This window comes from Nocardia aurantiaca (assembly GCF_009708175.1).
Taxonomy (GTDB): domain Bacteria; phylum Actinomycetota; class Actinomycetes; order Mycobacteriales; family Mycobacteriaceae; genus Nocardia; species Nocardia aurantiaca.
Map to the genome: position 1 here is coordinate 134,015 of NZ_WMBB01000003.1, position 20,817 is coordinate 154,831.

The following is a 20,817-nucleotide window of genomic DNA, read 5'->3' on the forward strand; positions in this document are numbered from 1 at the left end:
TCGCGGGTCGAGCCGACCGGTTCGCTGTGCCGTTCCCGGACTCCGGCGGCGAACAGACACAAGGGGAACCGCCCAACCTGAGCATCGTCGACACCGTCTCCGGCCGCCTCACGCCTCATGCCACAGTCCAGAACCAGCGCTAGCTGTGTCACCGGATGGCGTACTTGCGCGTTCGCGGGTGACAGCGCACACGTTTCGAACGTGGGTCATCGACGTCTGATCCATCCCGCCCTCGCCTTTCGGCGAGCCCCGGGATGGGTTTCACTCCGCGGGCCGGGTGTGCCGGATGCCTCGCCAGCCCCTCGGGAGTTGAACGCGGCCCGCCCGGATATCGCCGATGAGGTGCGCGTAACCGTCACGAACCTCGCCGAGATGGACCCACGCCGAGTGCCGAAGTTCCTCGCAGTCACTGTGCAGCACCGTCCACCACGCCTCGGCGTAGGTCTTCGCGACCTGACTGATCACCTCACCGAAGGTGTGCGTATGGCGGCGGGCGCACCGGTCGTGGCGTACAGAGGACGCGGCCCAAGAGTTGATCTTGTCGATAACCTTCGCGATATCCGAGCACAACGCCGCCTCGGTGACCTCCGGCGCATTCTGCCGCGGATTCAAAACCGCCGAAATCAACGCGGCGTGCAGATCGCCCAGTTCCCTCGCCCACGTGATGAGCGGGAACGGATCGGCGAGCCGCCCGGCGATCGCGGCCAGCAGTTGATCTGGCGACAGCAGCGATTCCGCGTCCGTCGCCTCATCCCCGTACGCCGCTACACCCGCGTCCGCGGGTGACCACAATTGGCGCTGCCAGAGAGAGCTGGTCATGCGAAATCTTCGGAGGCTCGGTGCTCGATGACGGCCTCGGCGGGATATGCGTGTTGATACATGGGCGGTAGGTCAACTTTTTCGAGATGAATGGATGATGTAAAGAGCGCGCCGCTGCGGCTCGGCGCATAATGCTAATACTGACTGCGCACTCAGTCAACGACTGGTCGAGCGGTCGGTCGGTGCTAGAGTTCCGGACATTTGGACGAAGAGGGGCGGGATCAGTGACTGGGCGTGCGGCGGGACCAGGCAAGTCTGGCGCGATTCTCGATATTTTCACGCGCCATGTCGCCGAGAAGGGCTACGACGGAACGAGCTTCAGCGATGTCGCCAGCGAGCTGGGCATCTCACAGGGCTTGATCGTGCACCATTACGGCACGAAGGCGCGGTTGTTGGAGGCTCTGCATATTTCCTATATGCGGCGGCGAGTGGATGAGGCGGAGCGAATTGTGTCCGCCTTCGCCACACCGCCCGAGCAGCTGGCCGGGCTGTTGCACGCGGCCATGCTGTATCAGGTGCACGACCGAAATCGGACCGTCGCATTCCAGCGCGAGGTCGCACGACTCGCCCAGGAGGCCGAGGATTCCGAGGGCCGCAAGCTGCGGAGGCATTACATCGGAATACTGCGCGGCGTGATCGACGCGGGCGTCGCGTCCGGTGACTTTCACCCCGTCGATACCAGTATCCGCAGCCTGCTCGTCTTCGGCGCCGCGCAATGGGCGTGGACGTGGTTCGAGCCGGAAGGGCGCAGCTCTGCCGAACAGGTCGGCGCCGAACTGGTAGATCTCACTCTCGGATCCCTGTTGGTGAACAGGACATCGTTGCCGCGACTGCGCGATCCCGAAGGCCAACTCGTCGCAACGGTGATCGGCATCATCTCCAGCGCCCCGGAGGCGTCGCAAGCAGCATTGGGGGAATGACCACAATTGGGGGGATGACCACGTTCCGGGAGACACCGGCGGCGGCGAACTGCTCGGCGGCGAGCCGCCCCAAAAGTCGGTGTCCCATGGTGAACCGGCCCAACGCGGCGAGACGCGGACTGTACTCCCCGGTGCGTGCACTGCGCGATTCGGCGAGGCGCCGGGCGGGTCGCGACCGCGCGGTTGCCGTGATGTTCCGACCCAAAGCCGATCACCTGCGCCCTTCGATGAATTGCCGCCTTGTGCGGCACTGGAAAACGGACAAGTGCTCCACTCGCGGTTGGATCTGCGGGATGAACTGCACGGCCGAGGCGCCGGTACCGATCACCGCCACCCGGCGGCCGGTCAGATCGTGGTCGTGATCCCACTGGGCGGAATGGAACGAGGTCCCGGTGAAGTTCTCGATACCCGCAGTGGAAGGAGATGGCGCGCGAGTTATTCATCGACTGACTTCGACACAACCGTCGCCCCGACTCGCATGGGCAAGGCCACCACGACACCAGCCACCGCGCCCGCGCTGGTCGCGCCTCGGAAGTTGATATGACGTCGGGGTCCGGTCCTTGGACACGGACGCCTGTGACAAGGGGCCCTTTTCGCTCCGGGCACCGGGTGGTGACGCTGAGTAGATGAGCCGACGCACGCATGTCGATCCGTTGCTCGCCGCGGAGGCCGCCGCTGCGTCCGGTGCGCCCGCGCTGCGGATGACCGGAGTGGGCAAGACCTATGGTTCCGGAGCCGGACGGGTGGTCGCGCTGCGGGAGCTCGATCTGGAGGTGCGTCCCGGTGAGTTCGTGGTGTTGCTGGGTCCGTCGGGATCGGGTAAGACCACGTTGCTGAACCTGGTGGGCGGGATCGAGGAACCCTCGGCAGGTGTCATCGAGGTCGCGGGCGTGGACATCGGCGCACTGAACAACAAGCAGCGCACCGCGTTTCGCCGGGATCGCGTGGGGTTCGTCTTCCAGTTCTTCAATCTGGTTCCGACCCTGACAGCGCAGGAGAACGTGGAGGTTCTGGCGGAATTGACCGGGCCGAACGCCGCCGCCCGCAGCCGCGGTGCACTCGACCTGGTCGGTGTCGGCGATGTGGCCGATCGGTTTCCGGGACAGCTGTCGGGCGGCCAGCAACAGCGCGTCGCCATCGCACGGGCGATCGTGAAGGAACCACCGCTGCTGCTGTGCGACGAACCTACAGGCAGTCTCGACCTCAACACGGGACGACAGGTGCTGGCCGTATTGCGCGAGCTCGCCCGGGAGGGGCATCACACGGTCCTGCTCGTCACGCACAATTCCGAGATCGCCCGCATGGCCGATCGTGTGGTGTGGCTGCGTTCGGGTGCGATCAGCCGGTCCGAGACCGTGGCCCATCCGGTCGAGGCATCGGAGCTGCAGTGGTGAGCCGGGTGCTGCCACGAAAACTGCGCCGCGACCTGTGGCGGCAGCGCTGGCAGTTCCTCGCCATCGCCACAGTCCTGGCCATCGGCGTGGCCGCCTTCGTCGCGGCCACGGACGCTTACCGCAACCTCGATCAGTCCTTCGCCCGTGCCTATAGCGAGCAGCGGTTGCCCGACGCGATCATCTCCGGTCCCGGTGCCGCTCAATTGAGTTCGACGCTCGACCGGCTGCCGGGAGAACCGGCCGTCGAGGTACGGCACCAGAGTGAGGTCGGCATCCGCATTCACGGTCGCGCATTCCTCGGGCGCGCGATCGGCGTCCCGGAGGCGGTGCAGCCCAGCGTTTCCCAGCTCGCGATGCGGTCGGGCGAACTGCCGTCGGCGGGTCGGCTCGTGGTCGAACAGCATCTGGCCGACCATTACGCCCTGCAGCCGGGCGAGAGCATCGAACTGCTGACTTCTCGTGGCCGGCAGGCAGTTCCGGTGGCCGGATCGGCGTTGTCGGCGGAGTACTTCTGGCCTGCCCGGTCCATCCAGGAGATCATGAGCACCCCCGAGCACTTCGGAGTCGTGTTCGTCCCGGACAGTGATCTGGTCAGGAATCTGCCCGACCCGATCGAACAGGTCGCGCTGTACGCGCAAGATCGTGCCGCGGCCGGGGAACTGGTTCGGGCAGCCGAGCAGACGGCACGAGAGCACGGCCTGCAACTGGTTCCGCGTGATCAGCAACCGTCGTATCGGGCTCTTCAGGATGACGTCAACGCGTTCGGGACCTTCGCCAACCTGCTGCCGTGGTTGTTCCTGGTTGCCGCCGTGCTCGGCACCTACGTGTTGTTGTCGCGCGTGGTGGCGGCGCAGCGCGCGGTCATCGGAACCCTTGTCGCCAACGGGTTCTCCCCGGCCCGGCTGCGTGTGCACTATCTCGGATACGGCTTGGCCTGTGCGCTACTCGGCATCGTTCCGGGTCTCGTCGGGGGTTATCTGCTCGGGGGATGGATCACCACCCGGTATACGCAGGCGCTCGGCCTGCCCCTGCACGTAACCGCGCTGCATCCCCTCACATTGCTCGTCGCTTCCGCCGCCACGATCGCCGCCGCTACCCTCGCCGCCTGGGCACCCGCGCGTGCCGCCGCGCGTATGCGTCCCGCCGAAGCCATGCGCATCGCGCCACCGGCCCGGCGTGGGGGACGCAGCGCCGTCGAACGCCTCCTGCCGTTGCTGGAACGCGCACCCGCACGCTGGCGCATGACACTGCGCGCCGTGCTGCGCAACCGCCGCCGCGCCGTGTTCACCGTCGCCGGTGTAGCCCTCTCGGTGAGCCTGGTGATGGTGTTCGCCGGTCTACGCGACACCGTCGCCACCCTCATCGACAGGCAGTACAGCCGAATCACGCTGCAGGACGCCGAGATCGCCACCACACCCGGCGCCACCGACACCGTGCTGGCCCGCGTCCGACAGGACCCCGACGTCGCCGCGGCCGAGCCCGTGGGCCGCTACGACGTCGCGCTCTCAGCGGGCGAGCGCCACTACGACACCCTCCTGATCAGCTTGCCTCCCACAACGCAAATGCACCGGTTCACCGCGAAATCAGGCTCGAATCAGTTGTCCGGCAACGGCTTGCTGCTCGGCTCCGGACTCCATGACACGCTGGGAGTGTCCGTCGGGGACACCGTCGACGTCTCCGATACCGCTACCGGGCACCACCTCTCCGCGCCCGTGGCCGGGTTCGTCGACGAGCCGCTGTCCCCGGTCGTCTACGTTTCGGCCGACTATCTGCGACAGGCGCTCGGGCCTGTGCCGGACACGGGTGTGCTGGTGAAACTGCGGCCCGGCGTCACCGATGAACAGGCCGTCTCCGATCGGCTCACCACGATCCCCGGTGCGGTCGCGTACCTGTCCACGGCTACCCTCGCCTCGGCGATGCGGCAGGCGTTCGCCATGTACGACACACTGGTCGGGATCATGCTCCTGTTCGCCGCCGTCATGGCCGCCGCGCTGCTGTTCAACGCGATGTCGGCCAATATCGGCGAACGTCTCGGCGAACTCGGCGCCCTGCGAGCGGCGGGCATGGGATCCGGAATGCTGTCTCGGCTGATCGCCGCCGAAAATGTCGCCCTGGCCATTGTCGGCATACCCATCGGAGTTGGCTGCGGAATCCTGATCGCCCGCTGGCTGATGTCCACCTACGAAAACCAAGGCGCCCACCTCGAGCTCGCGATGCGCTCCCCGACACCGGCGCTCGTCGCTCTCGCGATCCTCATCGCAGCACTCGTCATCCAACTCCCCGCACTGCACCGAGTGCGCGATCTGGACATCGCCCGCATCGTTCGTGAGCGTTCACTGTAGAACGGGCGAGCGACGAGGGTGCTCCGGCGCACCGACGGCTCCGGCCGTACCCCCGCGGTCCCGATCGAGGCCATTATCAGCGGCGACTGCTTCGGGCGTTCAGGATGGTCGCGCTGACCAGGCCGAGCGCGAGGAAACCGGCCGCGGTGAACAGCGCCGATCGGGTGGCATCGGCGAATCCCTCGGACAGCGCGGTGGTGATCTCGGAACCCGCCGGTCCGAATCTGCCCGTATCGCCCTGTGTGCGCAGTCCGGAAATGGCTCCGCCGGCGGAATCCCTTGTCGCCGTGACCAATCCTTGCTTCACAGGCGAAGGGATCTGCGTGATGGGGTCCAACCGATCGGTCAGGCTGTGCGCCAAGCCGACCGAGAGGACCGCACCGAGGATCGCGGCACCGAGTGCGGCGCCGAGCTGTCGCACCGTGCTCTGCGTCGCGGAAGCTTGACCCGACTTCTCCGGCGGTATGTCCACCAACACCGTTCCGGTCAATTGCGCTGAGGCGAGGCCCAATCCGGCGCCATACACGGCGAGGAGCCCGGCGAGCAGCCACACCGAGACGCTCGCCGAGATGCACAGTGCGACAACGGCGACACCGATCGCCTCGAGCATCAGTCCCGCGACCACCGTCCCCGGGGCGCCGAGCACGGCGGCGATATGCCGGGCGGCCGCTCCGGATCCGAAGGCGCCCAGGGCCATTGCCGCCAGCACCAGGCCCGCGCTCATCGTCGACAGACCGACGGCGTTGACCAGGAACAGTGGCAGTACCAGCAGCAGCCCGAATTCTCCGATCGCCACGGTCAGTGCGGTCAGATTGCCCCAGCTGAAGGTCGGGAACGAAAACAGGCTCAGATCCGAAATCGCGGACCTGCCCCGGCGCGCACGATGCCGTTCCCATACGACGAACAGTGTCAGCGCGGCGATGCCGATCAGACCCATTACCGGAACGACCGAGACAGGCGCCTGCCGTGGCCATTCGACACCGAAGGCGCCGAATTCGGACAACGGCCGCCACCAACCCAGGCGCTGACCTTCGATGAGCGCGAAAATCACGCCGCCGAAGCCGATTACGCTGAGCAGCAAGCCGTCGACATCCAGCCCGGGCTCGGTGACCTCCGCTTTGGTTTCGCGCACCACGAGCAGCGTGCCGACCAGAACAGCCACCCCCAGCGGAATATTGACAAGGAAGATCCATCGCCAGCTGAGATAGGCGGTCAGGCTGCCGCCGAGCAGCGGCCCCACCGCGGCCATACCGGAGATGACCGAGCCCCACACCGCGAATGCGACGATGCGGTCCCTGCCGCGGAACGTGGCGTTCACGTTGGACAGGGTGGCGGGCAGCACGAACGCCCCACCGACTCCCTGCACCAGCCGGGCAACGATCAGCGCGACCGCGCTGCTCGCCATGGCGGCCAGCACACTACCCACCATGAACACCAGCACGCCGGCCATGAACATCCGTCGCCGGCCGAGGCGGTCGCCGAGACGCCCCGTGGTCAGCAGTAGCGCCGCGAAGATCACGGAGTAGGCGCTGTTGACCCACTGCGCGTCGGTCAGGTCGAGACCGAGATCGGTGACGATGACCGGCAAAGCGACACCGACGATGGTGCCGTCGATGACGATCATCGACAGCCCCGCGGCCAAGACCCCGAGCCCGAGCCATGCGCGCCTGTCGGCCCTGGACTCGGTCAACTCGGCGGTCACGGCCGACCCGCCCGAGTGCGAGACAGCGAGTTCGAGTGCTGTGGTTGCGATTCCGGCAGTGCCGGGGGTTCATAGCGGTAGGCCGCGCAGGTCTGCATCCGTCGAATTCTGCAAGCTCCGACCGCTCGGTCGTAGAGGCCATCGATACACGTCGGTCCAACCTTCGATGGAGGTCGGATCATCAGTTCGGGGAGCCGAATCGTCAGTACGCCCGTGGAGTCGGCCAGGCGCAGTAGGGCGCGACGCCGGTTCCGCGGCGTTCGAGTCGACCTCCGTCACGGTACGTAGTGGTCTGGTTTGCGCGGGTTGATGACACAATTCCCGCATGAACCCATTGCGACGCCTCAGCCGTGTAGGGCTGGCGTTCCTGCTGGTGGTGCTGGCGGGCACCCTCGGCTACGCGGTTCTGGGGTTCGGGTTGCTCGACGCGCTGTATCAGACGGTGACAACGATCACGACCGTCGGATTCCGCGAGGTCCATCCGCTCACTCCGATGGGCCAGGTGTTCACCATGGTGCTCATCCTGGTCGGCGCGGGCACCGTCTTCTACATGTTCGGGGTCATGCTGGAGGCCCTCATCGAAGGACATCTACGGCACCATTTGGAGCGGAGGCGAATGAACCGCCAGATAGGACGAATGCGCGGGCACATCATCGTGTGCGGCTGGGGACGGGTCGGCCGCGCGACAGCGCAATATCTGCGCAGCCTCGGCAACACGGTCGTGGTCATCGACCGGGACCCAGAACGGTTGCGCGACATCGATTTTCCGAACATCCTCGGCGACGTCACCGATGACAACGTGCTCGACGCGGCCGGCATCGAGCACGCTCAGTCGTTGATCGCCGCACTGGACAGCGACGCCGACAACGTCTACGTCACGCTGTCGAGCCGAGCGCTGCGCGCGGACCTGGTCATCATCGCCAGGGCGCGAACCGAGGGTTCCAAGTCCAAGCTGCTTCGGGCCGGAGCGAATCGGGCGGTCAACCCTCAACTGATCGGAGGTCGCCGAATGGCGGCATTCGCGCTGCAACCCAACGTGGCCGAGTTCCTCGACGTGGTCATGCATGAGGACACCCTCGAATACCGGATCGAGGAGATCGTGATCGGCGCCGACTCGCGCCTGGTGGGGCGCTCACTGACCGACACCGCATTGCGCCGGACCACCGGCGCGCTGCTGCTGGCTCTTCGAACCTCGGACGGCCAGTTCTTCGCCAATCCCACCGACGAAACCGCCCTCCACTCCGGCTCGATCCTCATCGTCCTCGGCACCCCCGCTCAACTCGACGCCGTCCGCACCCAGGCCGTTGGCTAACCGCGTCTCCCAATGATTTGAGCCATTCGACGATCGGCGGTGGGGTCTTCGGACTCTGCTGACACCGGGGGCGGCCGTGTGATCGTCGAACTCGACACGGTCGGAGATGTTCGACGGCCCGAGTTCGAGGAGTTGAGCCGATGGACATGAACAACATGGACATGCAGTCGCCGCTGATGCAGGCGTGCCACACGATCATGATGTGGCTGCACCAGCAGGGCATTCTGCCCCCGATGACGATGTGATCGCCTGCGGCAGCGGCTGATCGATTCGAAGGAGTACAGAGATGATGATGTGGTATGGCAACGGCATGAGTGGCTGGGGCTATGCCCTGATGACCATCGGCATGCTGATCTTCTGGGCACTCGTGATCGGGGGCCTCGTCACCCTCGTTCGTTACTCGGGTGGAGCCGCCCCGCGCGGCGACGCTGGTGCCCGGCAGACCCCCCAACAGATACTGGCCGAGCGGTACGCGCGTGGGGAGATCGACGACGAGGAGTACACCCGCCGCCTGGAGCTCCTCGGCACCGGCACGTCGAGTTGACTGCGGGATCCGGGGCGCCCTCGAAAAGGGACCAACAGCGAACGCGAAATTGTCGGCGACCCTGCGCGCACCCTTCGACGATGCGGTCGAGTGAACTCGAACAGCCCTGGCGCGGCAGGGCTTCGGCGTGCTGACCGAGATCGATGTTCGTGCGACCATGCGCGCCAAGCTCGGGGTCGATATGGAGTATTACCTGATCCTGGGTGCAATCCGCCGTTGGCCCACCGTGCGCTCGACGCTGATCGGCGCATCGGCCTGCTGCTGCCCTGCAACGTCGTGGTGCGCGCCATCGGACCCGACATGGTGCGGGTCGAAGCCACCGACCCGCATCTGATGGCCGACCTGGTCGACGTACCAGGGGTGAAGGAGGTCGCGGATGAAGCCAGCGACCGCCTCCACGCGGCCATTGACGAGATCGCAGCCGGATAGCGCTGTGGGTCAGTGGGTGTGGCCGGACGGGTGATCCCCGGTGTGGTCCTGGGCGGCGTGATCACGTCCGCTGGGAGCGCGGTCATGCGGGGCCTGGTGATCACTGTGGTCGTGGTCGGCGTGCGCGCCGTGGTCGTGGTCGGCGTCGGGTGCGCCGCCCATCATGCGCAGCATGGGGATGCCGCCGGTGCGGACGAAGCGCAGGACGAGCAGCGCGGTGAGGACAAGAAAGGCGATGTTGAGCCAGGTGGTGTAGTTCCAGTGGATGCCTTCGGCCATCACCATGGCGTTGTGTTCACGGGGGACGAGACCGGTTGTGCCGAAGAGGATCTCGACGAGGTACCCGGCGCCGACCATGGCGGCGTAGAAGGTGCCGAGCAGGGTGAGCATCATGCGGGTGCCGTAGTACTTGCGGTAGATGTTGAGGATCGGCAGGATCAGCAGGTCCGCGTAGATGAAGGCGATCACGCCGCCGAAGCTGATGCCGCCGTTCCATAGCACCGCGGCCAGTGGCACGTTGCCGATCGAGCAGACGAACGACAGGATCGCCACCAGGGGACCGACGATCGGGCTCCAGATCGCGGAGGCCAGCGGGTGGTCGGTCAGGAAGAACCTCTGCCAGAACGTATCCGGCACCCAGGCGCCGATCGCGCCCGCGATGAGCAGGCCGATGACCAGGTCGCGCAGGATGGCGGCCCACTCCATGACGAAGACGTGGGACACGGCGGTCAGACCCGGGCGGGAGAAGAGCCGTCGCAGGAACGGACCGTCCGTCGGCACCGACATATCCATGGCGGCATGGCCTTCCATCGATCCGGCCAGCCCCTTGTGGGCCTGTTCGCGGGCCGCGTCGACCAGCCGCGAGCGCACGAACAGTCGGAACAGCACCGCCAGCAGCACGATCATGATCGGGCCGCCGACGAACTCGGCCGCGGTGAACTGCCACCCCATCAACAGGGCCAGGATGATGCCGAGCTCGACGACCAGGTTGGTCGAGCCGATCTCGAAAGCCATGGCCGCGGTGAAATTCGCGCCCTTGCGGAACAGTGACCGTGCCAGCGCCACAGCGGCATACGAGCACGACGACGACGCCGCACCCAATCCGGCCGCGACGGCGAGCGTGCGCGGGTGGTCATCACCCAGCAGTCGGACGATCGTCGACTTGCGCACTACGGCCTGCACCATCGCCGACAGCGCGAAACCGAGAATCAGCGCCCAGAGAATCTCCCAGGTCATCGACCCGGCCAACGCCAGTGCGTGTCCGATAGCGTTCATCGCCATCCTCATCTCATATTGTTCGGCAGCCTCTGTGACCGCACCGCCGCCGCGACCTTATAACCCCGAGGGGGTATGAATAAACCGGTGAGAAGCGCAAGTTCCGCCACGCGAAGACGGATCGCCCTTTCAACGCAGGTGCACATGGCGCACTCTCCACTCGACCCGCACCGCGACACCTTCGAGGTCACCCATATCGCCGGCACCCCGACCGCGGGGCTGCGCAAGCGCGTCGCTGCTGCACTGCCACCGGCTGCTGCACATGGACTACGGGTTCATGGCCTTGCTGCGCGTGAGCTGAGCACGCTGTGCGATCACCGCGTCCAGTGACCAGCGGCCGGGGCCGGCCCACAGCAGGAAGATCAGACCGAGCAGCATCGCGAAATCGGTGCGGGCGTCGTGGGCCATGCCCCAGAAGCCCTGCACGCCACCGAATCCGCCGGGGCGCAGCTCGCGCAGTTTGGTCAGCACGATCGCCAGACCGATGTCGATCAGCAGCGGCACCGCCGCCAGCCGGGTCAGCAGGCCGATGACGATCAAGGCGCCGCAGGCGATTTCGACGACACCGTCGAGGTTGGCGAAGAACGTCGCCGCCGGTATCCCGATCTTGTCGAAGCGGCCCGGCCCCAGGGCGTGCGGGTAAAGGAACTTCTGGATCCCCTCGCTGAGGAACACCAACCCCACCGCCACCCGGATGCAGATCACCGCCGCCGGGCCGTCAGCGCCCAAGATCCGCGACCACGACCACCGCTGCGTTCGCGCCATCGGTCCTCGCCTCCCGATATCGTCACCCGATATATGTCGGATCGAGCGTCCTCATCCAGTTGGTCGCAGGCTGAATGCCACTGATGCTATGCGGTCGCGCCGGTGGCCCGGGAGTGCGGTACCGATAGAGGGCGTTTGAGCAGCAGGACGACCAGCGTTCATACGCTGCACAGGATTCCGGAAGCGAAGCGGATGCCCCGCACTGGACACCCCGCAGGATGGGTTCATCGTTCGACCGGTTATCGGATCACCGCACGGAGGACTGCCACCTACCAGGGTATCGCTTCCCGATATCGGCTATCGTCACGAATGTCCGTCTCGTACGACTCCGGGAGCACGTGTGTCCACCATGCCGACGTCGGGCCGGACCGACCCCCACCTCCGGCGCCGGCTGGGCGTCGGCGATGCGGTCATGATCGGGCTCGGTTCGATGATCGGTGCCGGGATCTTCGCCGCACTCGCGCCTGCCGCCGCGGCGGCAGGGTCCGGGCTGCTGATCGGGCTGGCGGCCGCGGCAGTGGTCGCCTACTGCAACGCCACCTCCTCCGCCCGCTTGGCCGCACGCTATCCCGCCTCGGGCGGCACCTACGTCTACGGGCGTGAACGCCTGGGCGAGTTCTGGGGGTACCTGGCCGGATGGGGGTTCGTGGTCGGCAAGACCGCCTCATGTGCGGCCATGGCCTTGACCGTCGGCACCTACGTCTGGCCCGCACAGGCGCACGCGGTCGCGGTCGCCGCAGTGGTCGCGCTGACCGCGGTGAACTATCGCGGCGTGCAGAAATCCGCGCTGGCGACCCGGATCATCGTCGCGGTCGTGCTCGCGGTGCTGGCCGCTGTGGTGGTCGCCGCGTTCACCTCCTCGGCCGCCGATGCCGGACATCTGGCGATCGGCTCCGATGCCTCGGTGCGTGGGGTGTTGCAGGCAGCCGGACTGCTGTTCTTCGCCTTCGCCGGTTACGCGCGCATCGCCACCCTCGGCGAGGAAGTGCGTGATCCCACCCACACGATCCCCCGCGCGATCCCGATCGCGCTGGAGATCACGCTGGTCGTCTACGCCACCGTCGCCGTCGCGGCCCTGGCGGTGCTCGGCCCGCACGGATTGGGTTCCGCCACAGCACCGTTGGCCGACACCGTGCGCGCGGCCGGGGTACCGGCCCTGGTGCCGGTGGTGCGGGTCGGTGCGGCGGTCGCGGCACTGGGATCGCTACTGGCGCTGGTCCTCGGTGTCTCGCGCACCACCTTGGCCATGGCCCGTGACCGGCACCTGCCCCACCAACTGGCGGCGGTGCATCCGCGCTTCGAGGTGCCTCACCACGCCGAGCTGGCTGTTGGCGTGGTCGTCGCGGTGCTAGCCGCCGTCGTCGACGTGCGTGGCGCGATCGGGTTCTCCTCCTTCGGCGTGCTCGCCTACTACGCCATCGCCAACGCCTCGGCCTGGACCCTCGCCCCCGAAGAGGGCCACCCGCCCCGCGTGGTTCCTGTTCTCGGCCTGGCCGGATGTGTGATCCTGGCCTTCGCCCTGCCCGTCACCTCGGTACTGTCCGGCGCCTCGGTCCTCGCCGTCGGCGCGCTGGTCTATCTGCTGCGCCGACGACGCGCCCCAGCGCTGCGATGAGCACCGCGCCCGCCCGAACGGCCGATAGGGCAAGGGATCACGCGGTGTGCTCGCCGAGCACCTCACGCGCCAACTCCGCCAACGCTTTCCGGTCTGCGGCCAAGGCCGCGAGCCCTGCTGTGGTCGCTCGATACACCCGTCGCACCCGACCGTCGACCACCTGTTGCTCCGAGGTCAGCAGTCCATCGGCCTCGAGCCGATGCAACGTCGGATACAAGGTGCCCGGGCTGATGTCGTAGCCGTGCCGCGCCAGCTCCGTGGTCAGCCACGCACCGTGCACACCCTCCTCGGCCGCGTGATGCAGGATGTGCAACCGCACCGCACCCCGCTGGAACTCCCGCACCCCGCACCGCCCCTCGCGCATATGACGAAACCGATATCGGCAGCCGATTCTACCCGCGTAGAGCACTCCCGGAAGCCGCCGTCGGCGACGGCCCGGGGATGGGTGGGATCCGCACGAACTCCGACACTCGGGCCTCACTCATCTCGGCGAAGCCGGAGCCGATGGAGTAGATCGTATTCGCGCTGATGAGGGCATCCAGCGATGCATCAGTCAGGGGCAGGTGATCCATTGCCGCGGAGCGGAGTTCGAGTCGGCCAGCCGCGATCACATCGCGGGAGCGCCGTCCTGCCTCGGTGAGCATGGTCGGAGAGATCTCGATTCCGTATACGTGCCCAGTCGGCCCGACCGCGTCCAGGAGCAGTTCCAGGCCCGCGCCCCGCCGAAACCAGCACCGGGCAGGGGGTCGGAGGTAGCAGGAATCGGGAACTAGGTCCCTACCCCACACATGCCTCGAGGACGACCGTGGAGTTGATGGTTTCCGGGTAGAGGAAGGGGCCACAGATGAGCATCACCCGACGCATCGCCATGCTGTTCCGTGTCAAGGCCAACAAGCTGCTCGACCGCAGCGAGGACCCTCGCGAAGTCCTCGACTACTCCTATCAGCGCCAGCTCGAGATGCTGGCCCAGGTGCGGCGCGGCCTCGCCGACGTCGCGACCAGTCGCAAACGAGTCGAACTGCAGGAGAACCAGCTGCGCGCGGCCGCCGACCGGCTGCAGAACCAGGCGCAGCAGGCAGTAGCGCAGAGCCGTGACGACCTCGCCCGCGAGGCGCTGACCCGCAAGGCGGCGACACTGGCGCAACTCGACCAATTACAGCCGCAGTACGACGAACTCACCGCCCAAGAACAGAAGTTGACGACGGCGTCGCAGCGGTTGCAGGCCAAGGTCGAGGCCTTCCGCACCCGCAAGGAGACCATCAAGGCCACCTACACCGCTGCCGAGGCGCAGAGCAAGATCAGCGAGGCGGTCACCGGCATCTCCGAGGAGATGGGCGACGTCGGGCTGGCGATTCAACGTGCCGAGGACAAGACCGCGCAGATGAGTTCACGCGCGCAGGCACTCGACGAACTCATCTCCTCCGGGGCCCTCGACGACGCCACCGCTCCCATCGGGCAGCGCGACGACATCCAGGCCGCACTCGACGCCGGTCGCGGCAGCAGCGTGGACGCCGAATTGGCGCAGCTGAAGAGCAAGCTCACCCCGGCGATCGAATCGCCCGCGCCGCAAGGGAACCGGTCATGATCATCCGCATTCTCGGCGAAGGCCAGTACACCATCGACGAAGGCGAAGCCGATGACCTGCAGCGACTCGACGGGCTGCTGCTGGAAGCGGCAGAGGACGGAGACGACGCCGGATTCGCTGAAATTCTCGGCCAGCTGCGGGACTCCGTTCGCACGCACGGCGCACCCGTCGCCGATGACGAACTGGTCGTCTCGGACCTCGTCCTGCCAGCGACCGGTACCGATCTGGTCGAGGTGAAGGCGATGCTGCGCGGCGACGGACTGATTCCGGGGTAAGTGTCATGCGTACCCGGTTCCGGCCGGACCATCAGCTCACGGCCCGCATGCTGTTGACCATTTTCCTGCTCGGGCTGGTCTATGTGGTGTTCATCGCGGTCCTGGTGGCGCTGATCAAGTCACTGGTCGCCATCGTGCTGGTCGTGGCCGCGCTGCTGTTCGCGCAGTTCTGGTTTTCCGACCGGATCGCCTTGTACGCCATGCGCGCCCGCATCGTCACCCCCGAGGAAGCGCCGCAGTTGCACGGCATCATCGACCGCTTGTGCGCCACCGCGAACATGCCCAAACCGCAGGTGGCCATCGCCGACCTGGGCATGCCCAACGCGTTCGCCACCGGCCGCAGTCAACGCCGCGCGGTCATCGCCGTCACCACCGGGCTGCTCGAACGCCTCGACGCCGACGAGCTCGACGGCGTGCTCTCCCATGAGCTTTCGCACATCGCCCACCGCGACGTAGTGGTCATGACCACCGCCTCGTTCCTGGGCGTCCTCGCCGGACTCGTGGCACGCTTCACCTTGTACTCGACCATGTTCGGCGGCGGCCGCGATCGCCGCAACGGCGACCAGCTGTTCCTGCTGATCCTCGCCGTGATGGCGGTCTCCGCAACCGTGTACGCGGTGAGTTTCCTGCTGATCCGGGCGCTGTCGCGCTACCGGGAGCTGGCCGCCGACCGGGCGGGAGCCATCCTCACCGGGCGGCCCTCTGAACTGGCATCGGCCCTGACGAAGATCAGCGGCGATATCTCGCGTATCCCCAGCCGGGACCTGCGCACCGAGCAGCCGTTCAACGCGTTCTTCTTCGCGCCGGCGTTCGGCGCGGGAGCGAGCCTGTCGCTGCTGCTGTCCACCCACCCGAGCCTGGAGCAGCGCCTGAACCAGCTCGCGGAACTGGCCAACGAACTCGGCAAGGAAAGCTGAGCACGCGATGGGGTTCCTCGATATCCTGCTGGGCCGCACCAAACCTGTGCCGCCGAATCTCGATGTCCTGTTCACGATTCCCGCCGCGGCCCTCACCCTGCAGGCCGCCCTGGACCTGCGCCCCACCGGAGCCGGGGCGGTCAGCTTCAAACAAGCCGAAGGGGCCGGGGCACGGCAGTCCGAGGACGAGATCCTCGGACTGCTGCACCTCGACACGACGATGACGACCGACGTGACGACCGACGAGTTCGGATTCACCTGGATCACCTGCCGGCAGCAGGACCCCGACCCGGCCGCACTCGTCACCGCCTTGCATGCGATCAATACCACCCTGTCCGACAACGGATTCGGCTCCGGCCTGCTGTGCACCGTCATCGGCTTCACCCGCGACGGCTCACCGGGACGGCTCGGACTGGTGTACCTGTTCAAACGCGGCACCTTCTATCCGTTCGCGCCCACCGGGCCGCAACGCCGCGACAACAATCTCGAATTACAGACTCGTGCAGCGCTTTCCAGTGAACTGCCGATCGAAACCGAACTCGAGCGCTGGTTCCCGCTCTGGAACGCCCCGGTGCCATGACGCTCGCCGCCGCCATCGTGTCCAGATCATCCGAGAACAGGTGGCCGTACAGATCCAGGGTGGCTGGATAGACCTCTCGTCAGGTCAGATCCGGCAATGGCGCATGGGCCGGCCAGCTGTCCGGGCGCCGGAGGGTGAGCGCGTGATTCACGTTTTGACCGGCCGAGTCTTGACTCGGATGAATCAAGATGATTCGATCTGAATCATCATGGTTCCAGTGAATCAACCGGCAGAGGGCGCGACTGCGGCGGCGGCAACCGCCGTGAACCCTGTTGCGCGCCAGTCGCACCCGCGTCAGCAGCTGGGTGCGGAGCTGCGCCGGTTGCGGGACATGGCCGGAATCTCCGGGCGGGAGTTGGCCAAACGAGTCGGAATCAGCCAGTCGACGTTGTCTCGGATCGAAGCAGGCCACGTCGTTCCCCCGCTACCGCAGGTGCTCGACTGGGCCAAAGCGGTTGGGGCAGAACAGGATTCTCAGCATTCATTACGCGCTCTCACTGAAGCGGCGCACGCACCCGAGGTGCGCGACTGGGCGGCCTCGCTCGCGGATCGCGCGCATTTGCAGGACGACGTACGGGCATTCGAGGAGGACGCGCACGTGGTGCGGAACTTCCAGCCCGCACTGGTGCCGGGTCTGCTCCAGACCGCCGACTACGCCCGCCGGGTGTTCGCCACTTTCGATCCGCCCTATACGCCCGACGCTCTGGCCGCCGCGCTCGCCGCGCGCCTGGATCGCCAGCGTGTGCTGTACGACCCCGCGAAGCGCTTCGAATTCCTGATTACCGAAGCGGCCCTGCGCTTTCGGCCCGGCCCGCATCGCATGCTCCTCGCCCAACTGGACCGGATCATCTCCATCGAGACCCTCGATACGGTCATCATCGGGGTGATTCCCCAGGATATCGAGGCGAGCACCACGATCCCGCACGGTTTCGTCATCTACGAGAACGAGGACCACGCGCTCGCCTCCGCGGAACCGATCCCGGGAAGCATGGTCACTCGCGGCCCCGAACTCGTCGACGCCCATCGCCGGCGCTGGGTGGCTTTGACTCGAATGGCCGTGTTCGACACCGATGCCCGCGTATTCCTCGCCCAACTCCGGGACGAAATCCACCGCATCGCAACCAATTGACCATTTTCCAGCGGCCGTACGAGGGGTCGGCCGCATGTGGGGGTGGTGGTGTCGCAGCGAATTCGCTGCGACACCACCTACCCATCAGTCGCCGAAATCGAATTCGCCGGCCCGCACACCTGACATGAACGCTCGCCACTCAGATTTCGTGAACCACAGTATCGGGCTGTGCCGATCCTTGGAATCACGCAATGCGATCCGGCCTTCGTGGTACGCGACCTCGACGCAATCGCCGCCACCGTAACTGAAACTGCTCTTGGCGAACCTCGGGCCGCGATGGTCTCCGCGAATCATGTTGCAGTTCATGGCATTCATTCCTTCCCCCGGAGGGTCACTCCCCATGACCCTTCTCGTGAATCGTTTACGATGAACACAGTGCTATCCGAACCATCGGCCGCGCAACTGAATTCGTCCGGGCCTGCGCACCGACACATCGAAATGCTCATGAACGCAACTCTACGGCGACCCACCGACAAAAAACCGCGGCGCACGGATCGCAGGTACGGGCACCAGCTACAGACGGGCCACTACCTGGTTACCATCTGGCCATAGCCTCAGAGCGTGCGTGTCATCGCCTGCCTGATCCCACCATCGGCACACTTCGGGTCGTCGTCGTTGAGAACGTCGAGGTTCGATCGCACCCGTGAAGTAACCCGGTTCGAACAGTCGTTTTGCGGTAGCCAACCCGCGCGTATCAGTCTGACCACGCCGTCGCCAACCCACGACACGCCCCGGGGCAGACCCGCCCGACGGCACATGACAGCAGTCCCGGCAACCACAATTGCCGGGCGCCGCTTTCATCTGTCACTTGGCAGAGCAGGACCACGTATCAGCTATCGCGGGCCAGGATGGCGGTGAGGGTCGCTGTCAGGACCGAGGTGGGGTCGGCGGGAAGGGCGTCAGTACGCCAGGCGACGATGCCGTCGGGGCGGGCGAGGAGGACGCCGTCGGCGGGCAGACCCGTTGCCGCCCACCACTTTCCGTCCGGATCGCGCAGGTCCGCGTCGGGGCCTAGGCGGTAGGCGGCCACGCGCACCCCCGTGGCGGCCGCCGCTTCGGGTGCGGCATTGGTCCACGGCGCGCCCTCCGGGCCGGTCAGCAGTACGAATTGGCCGTCGAAGAGGTCCAACGGCGAGATGGACTCGCCGTTGCGCGCCAAGCCGCCGTGCGGGATGCGGGTGCCCGGGACACCGGTGAGATCCTCGGGTCCGTTCAGGAGCTCGACGCCATCCGGCGCGGGGTGTGCGGGCGGTTCGGACAGGACGGCGCGGGAACGATAGCGGTTGCCGATGATCAACGAGAACATCGACACGCGCTCCTCGGCGGGGAGCAGGGCATCGTCCTCGCCCCCGGTGATCAACGTGGCGGCCGGGCCGACCAGCGACTGCCGGGAGATCAGAGCGGCGATGGGATGACGCTCGACCTCATAGGTGTCCAGGAGCGCGTCGCCCGCCTGCTTGTGCAGGACCGCGGCCAGTTTCCAGGCCAGATTGTGCACGCCCGCGATGGCGGTGTTCACGCCCATGCCCAGTTTCGGCGGCATGGTGTGTGCCGCATCCCCAGCCAGGAAAACCCTCCCGACGCGGAACCGCTCGGCTACTTGCTGGGCCGGCCGCCAGTGCGCGATCTCGACGACCTCGACCGGAAGGTCCGGGACGCCAATGCCGTCCAGGATCAATTCGCGGCAGTGTTCGGGCGTGTACTCCTGCTCGAAATCCTGCTGGATCAGGAACATGCCGCGGTCGGGGTCGGTGATCAGGAAGAACCCGCGAACGCCCGGCCGGTCGATGAGCACGGCGTCGGATTCGTAGCCGCGAACCACGTCTGCCCAGGGGGCACGGAAGTAGACGAAGATGTAGTGCTCCTCGAGCACGCCCTTTCCCGCCACGGGCACGCCGAGTTGCTCGCGCACGTGGCTGTGCGCGCCGTCGGCGGCCACCAGATAGTCGGCCCGCAGAACCGTCTGCGCTCCGGTGGCACGATCGCTCACCGTGGCGGTCACACCCGCCGAATCCTGCGTGAAGGACACGAGTTCGAGCCCGTAGCGGATATCGCATCCGCGTTCGCGGGCCGCCGCACCCAGCAGCGGCTCGGTCACGCTTTGCGGGCAGTACCAGAACATCGGCTCGGGACTGAGCGCCTCGGGATGGTCGGTGACCCGCAGGATGTCCTCGATGGACGGGAAGTCCTGATGCCCGGACGCGGCCAGGCTGTCCTTGCGGACGGTGCGGGATACATGCGTGCCCGCCGCCAGCACCTCTTTCTCCAGCCCGAGGCCCCGAAAAACCTCCAACGTACGGAAATTGAGATTTCGCGCCCGGGGCAACCAGGACACATCAACCCGCCGCTCGACCAGTATCGAGGACACGCCGTGCTGCTCGAGCAGCAGCGACAGCGATAAACCAGCCCCACCGGCGCCGACGATCAGAACTGACGTGTTCGCCGCATCAGTCATGAGAATGTCTCTCTCGCAAGCGAATCGAACCCTACAACTACGGTACATCCGCCGCTTCCCAGAGGCGTGTTTTCGAAGGTTCCCGCCGAACCTCTCACTCGCCCGGCAGCGACCGCCGCAGCCCGAACACGGCAGCACACCGCCCTCCAAACAGTTCGGTCATTTGTTCGAATCTGGGCACCATGCGCCGGCCAGTTTCCGTTCGCTGAGAACGCGAAGACTGATGGCCGGGCCTACTCTCGTCGGCCTGAGCATGCTGATTTCCTGGCGCGGCAAGCGGCGCGAAACCGAGTACACCGCAGCCGAACTCGGCAACCTCGAGCCCGACCAGGTCGAAGAACTCGACGCCACCTCGCTGACATCCGCCGAGCGCAAGGCCATCCGTCAGTCCGACCGCGGCACCTGGCGCACCCCCGCGCGCGAGACCCTGGAACGGCCGACGTTCTCCACCGGGCGCATGGCGGGCATGCTCGCCTCTGCGCGGCTACCTGCTGCTCGCTGTGATCCTGGTCGGCGTGGAGATCTTCCAGTCCATCACCGGATAACCCGGGGAACCCGCCAGCGGCGGCGCGCCCACCGGACACGCCCCCGATGGCGGGGCTAAGGTCATCCCTGGTCACACACTGAGATCTCGAGCCCGAACACCCGCACTCGGTTACCGGAGGCCGGACTTGACCGCTACTCGTGCACTGTTCGCCCTGCTCACCGCTGTGGCACTGACCCCGGCGCTGCCGACGCTCGCAGTGCCCGCGCAAGCGC

The 20,817-nt window shown here is 66.6% G+C and carries 19 protein-coding genes and 3 pseudogenes; 13 read left to right on the plus strand and 9 right to left on the minus strand.

The features are described 5' to 3' along the window. Positions 1–261 precede the first annotated feature (261 nt). Complete coding sequence (locus GLP40_RS06810) at positions 262–819, minus strand: hypothetical protein (protein ID WP_154787000.1); 558 nt, start codon at positions 817–819, stop codon at positions 262–264. A 182-nt stretch (positions 820–1,001) separates the two neighbouring features. Between GLP40_RS06810 and GLP40_RS06815 the strand changes: the two genes are divergently transcribed. Next, the gene (locus GLP40_RS06815; protein ID WP_328289803.1) at positions 1,002–1,739 is read left to right on the plus strand and encodes a TetR/AcrR family transcriptional regulator; all 738 of its coding nucleotides are present in this window, start codon (positions 1,002–1,004) and stop codon (positions 1,737–1,739) included. A 250-nt stretch (positions 1,740–1,989) separates the two neighbouring features. Here the strand turns inward: GLP40_RS06815 and GLP40_RS33635 are convergent. After that, positions 1,990–2,160: pseudogene (locus tag GLP40_RS33635) on the minus strand (flavin-containing monooxygenase); the annotation flags it as partial. A 205-nt stretch (positions 2,161–2,365) separates the two neighbouring features. Here GLP40_RS33635 and GLP40_RS06825 point away from each other — a divergent pair. Both GLP40_RS06825 and GLP40_RS06830 read left to right on the plus strand, forming a co-directional pair. Continuing rightward, complete coding sequence (locus GLP40_RS06825) at positions 2,366–3,133, plus strand: ABC transporter ATP-binding protein (RefSeq protein ID WP_154787002.1); 768 nt, start codon at positions 2,366–2,368, stop codon at positions 3,131–3,133. A gap of 5 nt (positions 3,134–3,138) precedes the next feature. Next, a complete protein-coding gene (locus tag GLP40_RS06830; protein WP_154787003.1) occupies positions 3,139–5,475 on the plus strand; it encodes an FtsX-like permease family protein in 2,337 nt (778 codons plus the stop codon). Positions 5,476–5,551: 76 nt separating this feature from the next. On the opposite strand, the gene GLP40_RS06835 is transcribed toward GLP40_RS06830, so the two are convergent. Next, positions 5,552–7,177, minus strand: coding sequence for an MFS transporter (locus tag GLP40_RS06835; protein ID WP_328289804.1), 1,626 nt, complete (start codon positions 7,175–7,177; stop codon positions 5,552–5,554). Between the two features lie 325 nt (positions 7,178–7,502). Here GLP40_RS06835 and GLP40_RS06840 point away from each other — a divergent pair, with 325 nt between their 5' ends. From GLP40_RS06840 to GLP40_RS06850, 3 genes and pseudogenes are all read left to right on the plus strand, one after another. Then, on the plus strand, positions 7,503–8,489 hold the full coding sequence (locus tag GLP40_RS06840; protein WP_154787004.1) for a potassium channel family protein: 987 nt from the start codon (positions 7,503–7,505) through the stop codon (positions 8,487–8,489). A 286-nt stretch (positions 8,490–8,775) separates the two neighbouring features. After that, positions 8,776–9,033 (plus strand): SHOCT domain-containing protein, encoded by a 258-nt coding sequence (locus GLP40_RS06845; protein WP_154787005.1) that lies wholly within the window; start codon positions 8,776–8,778, stop codon positions 9,031–9,033. Between the two features lie 49 nt (positions 9,034–9,082). Next, positions 9,083–9,462 (plus strand): annotated as a pseudogene (locus GLP40_RS06850) (DUF302 domain-containing protein). A gap of 96 nt (positions 9,463–9,558) precedes the next feature. Here the strand turns inward: GLP40_RS06850 and GLP40_RS06855 are convergent. Further along, positions 9,559–10,749 (minus strand): annotated as a pseudogene (locus tag GLP40_RS06855) (permease); the annotation flags it as partial. 255 nt (positions 10,750–11,004) lie between these two features. Next, on the minus strand, positions 11,005–11,466 hold the full coding sequence (locus GLP40_RS06860) for a DoxX family protein (protein ID WP_154787292.1): 462 nt from the start codon (positions 11,464–11,466) through the stop codon (positions 11,005–11,007). A gap of 385 nt (positions 11,467–11,851) precedes the next feature. Here GLP40_RS06860 and GLP40_RS06865 point away from each other — a divergent pair, with 385 nt between their 5' ends. Beyond that, on the plus strand, positions 11,852–13,117 hold the full coding sequence (locus GLP40_RS06865) for an APC family permease (protein WP_154787293.1): 1,266 nt from the start codon (positions 11,852–11,854) through the stop codon (positions 13,115–13,117). Between the two features lie 37 nt (positions 13,118–13,154). Here the strand turns inward: GLP40_RS06865 and GLP40_RS06870 are convergent, their stop codons facing one another. Continuing rightward, entirely contained in the window at positions 13,155–13,460 is a 306-nt protein-coding gene (locus GLP40_RS06870; protein WP_328289883.1) for a PadR family transcriptional regulator, read from the minus strand. 49 nt (positions 13,461–13,509) lie between these two features. Beyond that, the gene (locus GLP40_RS06875; RefSeq protein WP_328289805.1) at positions 13,510–13,959 is read right to left on the minus strand and encodes a methyltransferase domain-containing protein; all 450 of its coding nucleotides are present in this window, start codon (positions 13,957–13,959) and stop codon (positions 13,510–13,512) included. Positions 13,960–13,961: 2 nt separating this feature from the next. Between GLP40_RS06875 and GLP40_RS06880 the strand changes: the two genes are divergently transcribed. From GLP40_RS06880 to GLP40_RS06900, 5 genes are all read left to right on the plus strand, one after another. Further along, positions 13,962–14,702: a PspA/IM30 family protein gene (locus GLP40_RS06880; protein ID WP_154787008.1), complete on the plus strand. Its 741-nt coding sequence runs from the start codon at positions 13,962–13,964 to the stop codon at positions 14,700–14,702. Next, positions 14,699–14,977, plus strand: coding sequence for a PspA-associated protein PspAA (gene pspAA, locus GLP40_RS06885; RefSeq protein WP_154787009.1), 279 nt, complete (start codon positions 14,699–14,701; stop codon positions 14,975–14,977). Before GLP40_RS06880 ends, pspAA begins: the two co-directional genes overlap by 4 nt. Positions 14,978–14,982: 5 nt before the next feature. Beyond that, positions 14,983–15,894, plus strand: a complete 912-nt coding sequence (gene htpX / locus GLP40_RS06890) for a zinc metalloprotease HtpX (RefSeq protein WP_154787010.1) — start codon at positions 14,983–14,985, stop codon at positions 15,892–15,894. Between the two features lie 7 nt (positions 15,895–15,901). Then, positions 15,902–16,474 (plus strand): PspA-associated protein PspAB, encoded by a 573-nt coding sequence (gene pspAB / locus GLP40_RS06895; RefSeq protein ID WP_154787011.1) that lies wholly within the window; start codon positions 15,902–15,904, stop codon positions 16,472–16,474. Between the two features lie 217 nt (positions 16,475–16,691). Then, positions 16,692–17,603, plus strand: coding sequence for a helix-turn-helix domain-containing protein (locus GLP40_RS06900; RefSeq protein WP_328289806.1), 912 nt, complete (start codon positions 16,692–16,694; stop codon positions 17,601–17,603). 84 nt (positions 17,604–17,687) lie between these two features. Here GLP40_RS06900 and GLP40_RS06905 read toward each other — a convergent pair whose 3' ends face one another. After that, a complete protein-coding gene (locus GLP40_RS06905) occupies positions 17,688–17,945 on the minus strand; it encodes a DUF397 domain-containing protein (RefSeq protein WP_328289807.1) in 258 nt (85 codons plus the stop codon). 487 nt (positions 17,946–18,432) lie between these two features. Beyond that, complete coding sequence (locus GLP40_RS06910) at positions 18,433–20,058, minus strand: FAD-dependent monooxygenase (protein ID WP_154787013.1); 1,626 nt, start codon at positions 20,056–20,058, stop codon at positions 18,433–18,435. Positions 20,059–20,281: 223 nt separating this feature from the next. Between GLP40_RS06910 and GLP40_RS06915 the strand changes: the two genes are divergently transcribed. After that, entirely contained in the window at positions 20,282–20,662 is a 381-nt protein-coding gene (locus GLP40_RS06915; protein ID WP_154787014.1) for a hypothetical protein, read from the plus strand. The last annotated feature ends 155 nt before the right edge of the window (positions 20,663–20,817 follow it).

Bases quoted from the DNA above. Each gene is read 5' to 3' on its own strand.
- GLP40_RS06810 (WP_154787000.1), bottom strand. From the start codon at position 819: ATGACCAGCTCTCTCTGGCAGCGCCAATTGTGGTCACCCGCGGACGCG.
- GLP40_RS06825 (WP_154787002.1), top strand. From the start codon at position 2,366: ATGAGCCGACGCACGCATGTCGATCCGTTGCTCGCCGCGGAGGCCGCC.
- GLP40_RS06840 (WP_154787004.1), top strand. From the start codon at position 7,503: ATGAACCCATTGCGACGCCTCAGCCGTGTAGGGCTGGCGTTCCTGCTG.
- GLP40_RS06845 (WP_154787005.1), top strand. From the start codon at position 8,776: ATGATGATGTGGTATGGCAACGGCATGAGTGGCTGGGGCTATGCCCTG.
- GLP40_RS06865 (WP_154787293.1), top strand. From the start codon at position 11,852: ATGCCGACGTCGGGCCGGACCGACCCCCACCTCCGGCGCCGGCTGGGC.
- GLP40_RS06880 (WP_154787008.1), top strand. From the start codon at position 13,962: ATGAGCATCACCCGACGCATCGCCATGCTGTTCCGTGTCAAGGCCAAC.
- pspAA (WP_154787009.1), top strand. From the start codon at position 14,699: ATGATCATCCGCATTCTCGGCGAAGGCCAGTACACCATCGACGAAGGC.
- htpX (WP_154787010.1), top strand. From the start codon at position 14,983: ATGCGTACCCGGTTCCGGCCGGACCATCAGCTCACGGCCCGCATGCTG.
- pspAB (WP_154787011.1), top strand. From the start codon at position 15,902: ATGGGGTTCCTCGATATCCTGCTGGGCCGCACCAAACCTGTGCCGCCG.
- GLP40_RS06905 (WP_328289807.1), bottom strand. From the start codon at position 17,945: ATGGGGAGTGACCCTCCGGGGGAAGGAATGAATGCCATGAACTGCAAC.
- GLP40_RS06910 (WP_154787013.1), bottom strand. From the start codon at position 20,058: ATGACTGATGCGGCGAACACGTCAGTTCTGATCGTCGGCGCCGGTGGG.
- GLP40_RS06915 (WP_154787014.1), top strand. From the start codon at position 20,282: ATGGCCGGGCCTACTCTCGTCGGCCTGAGCATGCTGATTTCCTGGCGC.